The organism is Pseudomonas sp. CCI1.1 (assembly GCF_034348165.1).
Classification (GTDB): Bacteria; Pseudomonadota; Gammaproteobacteria; order Pseudomonadales; family Pseudomonadaceae; genus Aquipseudomonas; species Aquipseudomonas paracarnis.
In genome coordinates, this window is sequence record NZ_CP133780.1 from 931285 (window position 1) to 940730 (window position 9446).

Below are 9446 nucleotides of genomic sequence, written 5' to 3' on the forward strand. Positions count from 1 at the left end.
TCGGGAGCCCGTCACCACAACGAGTTCCTTTTAATGAAAAGCTTGATGAAGTCCGCAGCACTCGCCATTACGGTATCCCTGTGTGCCTCCTCCGTGACCTTCGCCGCCGAAAACGTGCGCCTCACCGGCTCTGGCGCCAGCTTCCCTGCACCTATCTACCTCACCTGGTTCAAGGATTTCAGCAAGAAGACCGCTGGCGTCACCGTGGATTATCAATCCAAGGGCAGCGGCGCAGGTGTGCAGGACTTCCTGAATAAAACCGTCGACTTCGCCGCCAGTGACTCGGCCATGAAAGACGAAGACATCGCCAAGGTCGCCGAGGGCGTGCAACTGCTGCCAATGACCGCCGGTGAAATCGTGCTGGCCTATAACCTGCCGGGCAATCCCAAGGGCCTCAAGCTGCCACGCGATGTTTACTCCAATATCTTCCTGGGCAAGATCACCAAGTGGAACGACCCACAGATCGTCGCCGCCAACCCGGACCTGAAGCTTGGCGACACGCCGATCACCGTGGTGGTGCGCGCAGACTCCAGCGGCACCACGGCGGTATTCACCAAACACCTGGCGACCATCAACCCTGAATTCAAAACGGCACTGGGGGAGGGCAACACCGTCAACTGGCCGGCTAGCGACAAATTCATCAAGTCGCCCAAGAACGATGGTGTGACTGCCACCGTACGCCAGACCCCAGGCGCGATTGGCTACATCGAATACGGCTTCGCCAAACTGGCCAAGGTTGACTTCGCCCAGTTGCAGAACAAGGCCGGCCAGTACGTAGTGCCGAACGCCGAAAGCGGCGCCGAGGCCCTGGCCGCCGTGAAGATGCCGGAAAGCCTGGTGGCCTGGTTGCCGGACCCGGACGGTGCCAAGTCTTACCCGATCACCTCGTACACCTGGATGATTTTCCGCAAGGACAACGGCAACCCTGCCAAGGCCAAGGCCATGCGCGAAATGGTTGAGTACAGCCTGACCGAGGGGCAGAAAATCGCCGACTCGATGGGGTACATCCCGCTGCCGCCATCGGTGGTGGAGCAGGTACGCAAAGCCTCCGCCAACATTCAGTAACACCTGTGAGGCCGCTCTCGGTGTGGGCTGTTTGCCGCGCCGGGGGCGTTTCCCCCCTGTTCCGGAATTAGCCAATGAACAAACCTTTCGTCGTACCGGTTAACCGGGATTCTGCCTGCCAACCTCCCTCCGCCAAGGACTTCCTGGTTGATCGCACCTTCCGTGGGCTCGCGCGAATCGGGGTGGTACTGATTCTGGCGTTGGTCGCAGCCTTGGTATTCGAGGTGGGACGCAAGGCCTTGCCGGGCATGGAAAAGCACGGGTTCGATGTGCTTTTTGGCAGCGTCTGGGACGTTAATCAGGGCAAGTACGGGATCTTGCCGGCCATTTGGGGCACGCTCTACAGCGCTTTCATCGCGCTGCTGATTGCAGGCTTTTTCGGTGTCAGCATGGCGATTTTCCTGACTCAGGATTTTCTGCCGGCCAAGCTGGCCGCTGTGTTTCGCACCATCGTTGAACTGCTCGCTGCTATCCCCAGCGTAGTGTACGGCCTGTGGGGCATCTACGTGGTGATCCCGGCCATTCGGCCACTGACCACCTGGTTGAACAGCGAACTGGGTTGGATCCCGTTTTTCGGCACGTCCTTGAGCGGGCCGGGGTTGCTGCCGGCGGCGCTGGTGTTGGCCATCATGATTCTGCCGACGATTGCCGCCGTGTCCCAGGACGCGCTCACCAGCGTGCCGATGAAGACCAAGCAGGCCGCCTACGGCATGGGCACCACCCATTGGGAGGCGATTCTCAAGGTGATGGTGCCATCCGCCGCCACCGGTATTTTTGGCTCCCTGGTACTTGGCCTCGGCCGTGCGCTGGGCGAAACCATGGCGCTGGCGATGCTGGTGGGCAACGCCAACAACATTTCCCTGTCGCTGTTCGCGCCGGCCAATACGTTGGCAGCCTTGTTGGCGCTGAACTTCCCCGAAGCCGGGCCCAACGAGGTGGAGGTATTGATGTACGCCGCTCTCGTCTTGATGTTCATCACGCTGCTGGTGAATGTCATCGGTTCCATGATCATGCTCTACGCCCAACGGGGTAACCGATGATGACGAATCTCACATCCCCTATCACCGCTGTACCGAGCTTGCAGCGCAAGTTCGAAGGCCGCGCCTTGCGCAGCCTGGTGTTGACCACATTGGTATGGTTTGGCGCGCTGCTGGCCAGTGTGCCGCTGATTTCCGTGCTCTACATGCTGATCACCCGTGGCGGCGCACGCCTGAGCCTGGAGGTGTTCACCGAACTGCCGCCCACCGGCTTCGAGACGGGCGGCGGTTTCGGCAACGCCATGGCAGGCACCTTTGTGATGGTCGGTATCGCTGCGGCGATTGCGGTGCCGGTCGGCATCATGGCCGCGATCTTCCTGGCCGAACTGGGGCCGGACAGCAAATTGGCCAACGCTGCACGCTTTGCCGCCAAGATGCTCACCGGCTTGCCTTCGATCCTGGCCGGCGTGTTTGCCTATGCCTTGGTGGTGATGACCACCGGCACCTACTCGGCACCGGCAGGCGGCGTAGCCCTGGCGGTACTGATGCTGCCCATCGTGGTGCTGACGGCTGAAGAGTCGATGCGCATGGTGCCCAAGATCATGAAGGACGCTGCCTACGGCATGGGGTGCACCCGCTCGCAGGTGATCTGGAAGATCATCTTGCCGACCGGCCTGCCGGCGATCCTCACCGGCGTAATGCTTGCTGTGGCTCGTGCCGCAGGCGAAACCGCGCCGTTGCTGTTTACCGCGCTGTTCAGCAACTACTGGATCTACCACGACGGCGACCTGGCGGTGATGAACCCGACGGCCTCCCTTGCCGTGCTGATCTACAACTTTTCCGGCATGCCCTTCGACAACCAGCTGGAGCTCGCCTGGGCGGCCTCGTTGGTGTTGGTGATGATCGTGCTGGTCGTGAATATTGTGAGCCGTATCTTCGGCAAGCCTAAGTATTAAGAACGGGAGCATCTGAATCTTGAACGTCTCAACTGCGCAAATAGCCGCTCCGTTTGTCACCCAATCGCCTGTGGTCATGGACTGCAAGCTGGACCGGATTTTCTACGGCAACTTCATGGCGGTGCGTGACAGCCATGTGCCGATCGAGAAAAACAAGATCACCGGTTTTATCGGCCCGTCCGGCTGCGGCAAAAGTACAGTACTGCGCAGCCTCAACCGCATGAACGACCTGGTGAAGGGTTTTCGTTTCGAAGGCCACGTGCATTTCCTGGGGCAGGACGTGTATGGCAAGGGTGTAGACCCGGTGGTGGTGCGCCGTTACATCGGCATGGTGTTTCAACAGCCTAACCCGTTCTCCATGAGCATCTTCGACAACGTTGCCTTCGGCCTGCGCCTGAACCGCTACAAAGGCGACTTGGGCGATCGCGTCAAACACGCCCTGCAAGGCGCTGCGCTGTGGGACGAAGTCAAGGACAAGCTCAAGGTCAGCGGCCTGTCGCTCTCCGGCGGCCAGCAGCAACGGCTGTGTATTGCCCGCGCTATCGCCACCGAGCCGGAAGTGCTGTTGCTCGATGAGCCGTGCTCGGCACTCGACCCGATTGCGACTCGCCGGGTAGAGGAGCTGATGGTGGAACTGAAGAAGGATTACACCATCGCCCTGGTCACCCACAACATGCAGCAGGCCATTCGCGTGGCGGACACCACGGCGTTTTTCTCGGTGGATATTTCCCAGGGCACGCGTACCGGCTACCTGGTGGAAATGGGCCCGACCGCGCAGATTTTTGGCAGCCCGCGTGAACAGATGACCGAGGATTACATCAGTGGCAAGTTCAGCTGAGTAACTCCATGTTCGATAGAAACCACAGGTGCGCCACCGTCAGCCCAGGAATGCCAATGTCTGCAACGCATCGTCTTGATTTGTCAGCGATTGAACGCGCGCTCCGTAAAGTGCAGAGCCGCTTTGCCGAGCTCAGCACGCAATTTACCGAGCCGCGCGACCCCTTGACCGACGAAGTGCTGCACAACGTGCTTGAAGGCTATGCGCTGGTTGACGACTATGTCGCACGGGGCGTTGACCTGTTTGACCTTCATCATCTGGACCTGATGCTGGAGATCAACGCCACGGTGCTCTGCGGTAGCGACCCGGCGCGCCGCGTGGAATACGCGCAGCACCTGGCCGCCACCGAGGAGCACTTCTTCAACAACGTTGAAGGCGGTATCAAGGACTTGTTCAATTGGTACTGCGCGTATCGCAGTGAATCGGTGTGGAAGCGTGCGGCCGGTGTGTATGTGCGCATCCTCAGCAAGCCGCAGTTGTTCATCGAAGGCAACAACCGCAGTGGTTCGCTGATCGTCAGTTATCTGCTGATGCGGGCCGGGTTGCCACCGTTCGTGCTGACGCTGGAAAATGCCGAGGGTTACTTCAATCCTTCCTCGGTAATCCGCAACTCGGCCAAACATGGGGTCAAGGCGTTGTATGAATTGCCCAAGATCAAGAAAAAGTACGCCGCCTTCCTGGAGGAACAGGCGCCGGATCCCAAGGCGTTTTTCTTGAACGACGCACCACAGCCTATTTATCAGGGAGGCCATTAATGCGCCGGTATCCAACACTCGCCAGCCGAGCCGTGCAAGCCATCCAGCAGGCGCTTCTCACGCGTGCCGCCAAGCGCCCGCGCGTACGCATCTCCTTTGATATCGACGACACATTGGCTTGCCAGCTCCACCACGCTGACGTCGAGAGCAGCTGGCTACCGGCTTGTGCTCATCGTTGGTGGGGAGAGCCGCTGCGTATCGGCACTCGTTCGCTGACGCGGCAGCTGCGGCGCCAGGGTTGCAGTATCTGGGTCTATACCTCATCGGGAAGGGCGCCTTCCTACATCAGGCGTTGGCTGATGCTGTACGGCATTCGTGTCGACGGCGTAGTCAATAGCGAGCGGCATAACCACGCCCTCACGGTGCATGGGCTGTCGAACACCCCCTCGAAATTTCCGCCGGCCTTCGACATTGATTTGCACGTGGATGATTCCGAGGGCGTGCGCCTTGAAGGCAACGACCACGGCTTTCGCGTGGTGGTGGTCGACCCGCAGGATGAGCACTGGGCACAACGAGTGCTTGAAGCCGTCGCGGGCGTGCAGGCGCAACTGGCCCGGCAGCAATTACCCAGGTTCAAGCAGCCTGTATGCCAAGGTGCTGAGGTTTATTCTTCCTGAGTTCCAGAGAAACCTGAACTTCTTGAGCACTTATTGCAGTTCACAACTTGCTATAAGGGTTTAATTTTCTTTGACTCGCCAGTCACGAACAACACAGAACTTCACCTCGTGTTCGTCAAACAGCGCTTATGGCGCTTTTGTCGTCTATCTCCCTAAGTACATACCCTTATCATCCGATAGTCGGTCACTTTAACGCGGCACTTCTAGGCTAGTGTTGACGAGCTTCCTTAATGGTCAACCTCGATATTAAGCAACGAAGCAGCCTGAACAGAATGCACAACAACAACTTCAATGCATATTGTTTAGCCCGACGCATCAGGTATTACCGTTGACTTTCGGTGTTGATCGCTGGGCTCAAGGAGTACTGACATGGCTATATTCGATTACAAGGGGCAAGATGCCCGCGTCCTGATTTCAGATGCCTGGACCCTCGCCACTTATACCAGTGGTGTCGCGACCGTCGGCGCGCTCTACAATATTCCGGGGCTTGTGCTGGGCGAGGGCAACACCTTCGCGCTGCCCAAGGGCTGGCGTGAAATCGGCGCGAGCGAACTGCAGGTGGATAGCAGTCACACCGACATCACTGGAAGTTTTACCGGTGACGGCGTGTTCGGCTCCCAGGCCAGGGTGTTTGGTCAATACGATGACAGCGGCCAATTAGTCAAAATGGGTTTTTCCATTGCCGGTACTAACTCACCCATTGATCTGCTGGGTTGGCCGGCGATGATCGATAACTCTTATATCAACGGCTACGACTACCTGCTCAATTCAATCAAGGATTACGCCACCGACCACAACCTGAGCGGCAAAGATGTTCTGGTCACCGGCTACAGCCAGGGTGGTTCTGTCACCAACAGCATGTATATCGGCAAGGACACTTTGGCAGACGGTTTTTTCAAGGATTCGGACTACTTTGGCATGGAGTCGCCCAAGTCCAGCAACAGCGACGGAATCTTCAACTTCGGTTTTGAAAACGATGTGGTCCACCGCCTCACGGGGCAAGAGACCAACGTGGGCAGCGCCATTATCGATGCGCTTCAAGGCAGTGACGCCAGTTACACTTCGACGACTGACAACATCGTGCTGTTCGACACGATCTACGCGCTGCCAACCTGGCCCAATGGTCCGTTCTCGATTGCCAACCTGTCAGGCTGGGCCGCGCATCTGGAAGGCATTTTCATCAACCCTATCCAGCGTATCGCCCAATCGACCTTCTACGATTACATCGAACGCGACAGCACCATCATCATCAGCAATCTCGACGCCATCAGCCGCAGCTTTACCTGGGTCAGCGACAAACAGACCGCCACCTCCAACCATTACGGCACACCGGCCTTCCTGCTGGGCACCGACAGTGCGGACAAGCTGCAGGACGGGCGCAGCGATGACTTCCTCGACGGGTTCAAGGGTGACGACAGTTTCCGCGTGAGTACCGGTACCGATATTGTCGCCGGCGGTGAAGGCAACGACAAAGTCTTCCTCAAAGGCACTGCATCTTCCTACGAAGCGGTGAAACTCAGCGATGGCACGTTGTTTTTGAACGACAGCAGCGGCCAATACGGCCTCAAGGAATTGCACGGCGTAGAGCATGTGGAGTTCGAAACCGGCCTGGCCAATAGCCTCGGCCATGTGCCCGTGTTCGGCGGGCTCTTCGGTGGCATTGGCGAGGTCCTCACGCCGGCCTATACGGTGACCAGTGGCAAACTCGACTTCGAAGGCCTGTTCGGCGCCGATAAGGCGTATGCCAAATCCATCGAAGGCAGCCAATTGGCCGACACCCTCAAAAGCACCGCCGCGCGCGACCTGATATTCGGCCAGAACGGCAATGACCGGCTCGACGGTGGCGCTGGCAATGACCTGCTGCACGGCGGCGACGGCAACGACACACTGCTGGGCGGCACGGGTAACGACGCGCTGTATGGCGCCAGCGGCAATGACGTCCTGATCGGCGGGTTGGGCAATGACCAACTCAGCGGTGGCGTGGGCAGCGACCTGTTTGTTTTCGATCAACGCGGGTTTGGCCACGACGTGATCAGCGACTTCAACATTCACCAGAATGGGCAGGACTTGCTGGTGTTCGCCAAGTCGCTGTTTGCCAGCGCCGATGCCGTGCTCGGTGCCACTACCCAGCATGGCAGTGACAGCGTAATTCTGGCGGGGGACAGCAGTGTCACCTTGGTGGGGTTCAATGCGGCGCAGTTGAGTGCAGAGATGATCAGCGTGGTGTGATGCGACACCTGCGAAACGGAAGGTAAAAACCTCACAGGCTCCCCGAAGCTGTGGGGTTTTTTATGGCCTGCTGTTTGACGCAATGGCTCGGTCCCACACGCAGCGTCAGTGCCTAGCGGTCGGACTCAAACGGGCAAAAACTCTTCATTTTCACGCCTGAGCCGCTCTGCGTGAAGGGTTGAACGAGTTTGCACTGTTAATTGACGCCATCAAAATGACATCTTATCATCGCCACATTGGATGGCATAAAGCCATATAGAGGGATCTATACAGTGTGGCGTTTACCGCGTCGGACCAGGTTAAGCCTGCTGTCCGCTTTTTTTTGCCTGGGCACCTCCGGATGGGCGCAAGCGGCCACGCCGCAGAACGCCCCCGGCATCACCGACCTGATCCGTGACCGCCAGGACCGCCTGCTCGAAGAGCAGCAACGGCGCCTTGAGGAGCTCAAAGACTTGCCGGGTAAAGCCGCCGCGCCGGCAACCTCGGCAACACCTGTCGATACCCGCTGCTTCCCGATCAAAACCATCGAGCTGGGCGGCGCGGATGCGCTGACTGAAGGTGAGCGAGCTCATCTGATCAACCCCTACCTCGGCCAATGTCTTGGTGTGCCGCAACTCAACGCAGTGCTCAAGGTGATCACCGACCGTTATCTGGCCAAAGGCCTGGTCACCAGTCGCGCGTATTTGCTGCAGCAGGACCTTTCCAGCGGCAATCTCAAGATCCAAGTGGTCGAAGGTAAGCTGGAGAGCCTGAAGGCTGCCGAAGGCAGCGGAATCACTGACCGTCAATTGACCATGAGCTTCCCCGGCAAGCAGGGCGAACTGCTCAATCTGCGCGAAATCGAGCAGATGGTCGATCAGTTGAACCGCTTGCCGTCGAACCAGGCGCAGATGGAATTGGCGCCGGGCAAGGCCGTGGGGGGCAGTGATGTACTGGTCAAAAACACCTCGCAAAAGCCCTGGCGTGTTGGCCTGTCGCGGCACAACGGCGGCCAGCGCAGCACCGGTGAGCAGCAGTGGGGCGCCAGCCTGGATTGGGACAATCCGTTGGGCCTGGCCGACCAGCTTTCGCTACGTGGCGGCCACGATGCCGTCAGCGATCACCAGAAAACCTCGCGCAATTCGATGCTCAGTTACAGCCTGCCGTTCGGTTGGTGGAACCTCTCGTACAGCTACATCGAAAGTGAGTACCGCTCCCAGGCCGAGGCCAACCACTTCAAGTTCAAGCAGACCGGCGACAGTCAGAATCACCAGTTGCGCCTGGAGCGGGTTATCCATCGTGATGCGTTGAGCAAAACATCTCTGAACACTGGCATCGCCTATCTTCGTACCAATAATTTCATTGAAGACAGCAAGCTTGCCTTGAGCAGCAACCGCCTCAGCGAAGCGCAAGTGGGTATCAACCATGGTCGGCGTATCGGCGGTTCATTCCTCAACATTGACCTTGGCATGCAAAACGGCATCGGCGCATTCGATGCCCAGGCCAATCACGATCCAAAGCCTGGGCAGCCGGATGCGCGCTACCGCAAGTACACCGCCACGGTGAGCTATCTGTATCCATTCAAACTGTGGGGTGAGTCCCTCAGTTTCAGCAGTTTGATGACCGGTCAGCACAGCGAAGACGTGTTGTTCAGCCCACAGCGCATGAGCCTCGGCGGGCAGTCGTCGATTCGTGGCTACAAAGACCAAATGCTTGCCGGCGACAGCGGCGGCTACTGGCGCAACGACCTGCGCTGGAGTCGGCCGGTGACTTGGGCCTGGATGCAGCCGGTGCTCACTGAATACGGCACCAGCCTGGGCTACGACCAGGGCGTCATCAGCCATGGCCGCTACAACGCCGAGCAGCATGGGCGCATGAGCAGCAACTCGGTGGAGTTGTTTGCGCGCGGCAAGAACGTCGCGGCCAGCGTGACCTTTGCACACTCTTTGGAACGACCGGAAGCGATCACGGACCGTGAAGCGCCGATCTATTTCCGTCTGGACTTTTTCCTTTAAATTTTTGACCGCCTT

General features: G+C 58.6%; 8 protein-coding genes. All 8 read left to right on the plus strand.

Annotated features, from left to right (window positions below; all coding sequences use genetic code 11):
* The first annotated feature begins 33 nt into the window (after nt 1–33).
* The 8 genes from pstS to RHM69_RS04115 all read left to right on the plus strand — a co-directional run bounded on the left by pstS (nt 34) and on the right by RHM69_RS04115 (nt 9431).
* Nucleotides 34–1065, plus strand: a complete 1032-nt coding sequence (gene pstS, locus RHM69_RS04080; protein WP_014718564.1) for a phosphate ABC transporter substrate-binding protein PstS — start codon at nt 34–36, stop codon at nt 1063–1065.
* A 74-nt stretch (nt 1066–1139) separates the two neighbouring features.
* Nucleotides 1140–2105: a phosphate ABC transporter permease subunit PstC gene (gene pstC / locus RHM69_RS04085; RefSeq protein ID WP_003191517.1), complete on the plus strand. Its 966-nt coding sequence runs from the start codon at nt 1140–1142 to the stop codon at nt 2103–2105.
* Nucleotides 2105–2998: a phosphate ABC transporter permease PstA gene (gene pstA / locus RHM69_RS04090; protein WP_014718563.1), complete on the plus strand. Its 894-nt coding sequence runs from the start codon at nt 2105–2107 to the stop codon at nt 2996–2998. Before pstC ends, pstA begins: the two co-directional genes overlap by 1 nt.
* 76 nt (nt 2999–3074) lie before the next feature.
* Nucleotides 3075–3836, plus strand: a complete 762-nt coding sequence (gene pstB / locus RHM69_RS04095; protein ID WP_019817112.1) for a phosphate ABC transporter ATP-binding protein PstB — start codon at nt 3075–3077, stop codon at nt 3834–3836.
* A 56-nt stretch (nt 3837–3892) separates the two neighbouring features.
* On the plus strand, nt 3893–4591 hold the full coding sequence (locus RHM69_RS04100) for a hypothetical protein (protein ID WP_019817111.1): 699 nt from the start codon (nt 3893–3895) through the stop codon (nt 4589–4591).
* Nucleotides 4591–5208, plus strand: a complete 618-nt coding sequence (locus RHM69_RS04105) for a hypothetical protein (protein WP_020302730.1) — start codon at nt 4591–4593, stop codon at nt 5206–5208. Before RHM69_RS04100 ends, RHM69_RS04105 begins: the two co-directional genes overlap by 1 nt.
* A 369-nt stretch (nt 5209–5577) precedes the next feature.
* Nucleotides 5578–7437, plus strand: coding sequence for a calcium-binding protein (locus RHM69_RS04110; RefSeq protein ID WP_019817109.1), 1860 nt, complete (start codon nt 5578–5580; stop codon nt 7435–7437).
* 272 nt (nt 7438–7709) lie between these two features.
* Complete coding sequence (locus RHM69_RS04115; RefSeq protein ID WP_019817108.1) at nt 7710–9431, plus strand: ShlB/FhaC/HecB family hemolysin secretion/activation protein; 1722 nt, start codon at nt 7710–7712, stop codon at nt 9429–9431.
* The last annotated feature ends 15 nt before the right edge of the window (nt 9432–9446 follow it).

Excerpts from the sequence above, each read along its gene's own strand:
- pstS (WP_014718564.1), top strand. The coding sequence starts at position 34 with ATGAAAAGCTTGATGAAGTCCGCAGCACTCGCCATTACGGTATCCCTG.
- pstB (WP_019817112.1), top strand. The coding sequence starts at position 3,075 with ATGGACTGCAAGCTGGACCGGATTTTCTACGGCAACTTCATGGCGGTG.
- RHM69_RS04110 (WP_019817109.1), top strand. The coding sequence starts at position 5,578 with ATGGCTATATTCGATTACAAGGGGCAAGATGCCCGCGTCCTGATTTCA.
- RHM69_RS04100 (WP_019817111.1), top strand. The coding sequence starts at position 3,893 with ATGTCTGCAACGCATCGTCTTGATTTGTCAGCGATTGAACGCGCGCTC.
- pstA (WP_014718563.1), top strand. The coding sequence starts at position 2,105 with ATGACGAATCTCACATCCCCTATCACCGCTGTACCGAGCTTGCAGCGC.
- RHM69_RS04105 (WP_020302730.1), top strand. The coding sequence starts at position 4,591 with ATGCGCCGGTATCCAACACTCGCCAGCCGAGCCGTGCAAGCCATCCAG.
- pstC (WP_003191517.1), top strand. The coding sequence starts at position 1,140 with ATGAACAAACCTTTCGTCGTACCGGTTAACCGGGATTCTGCCTGCCAA.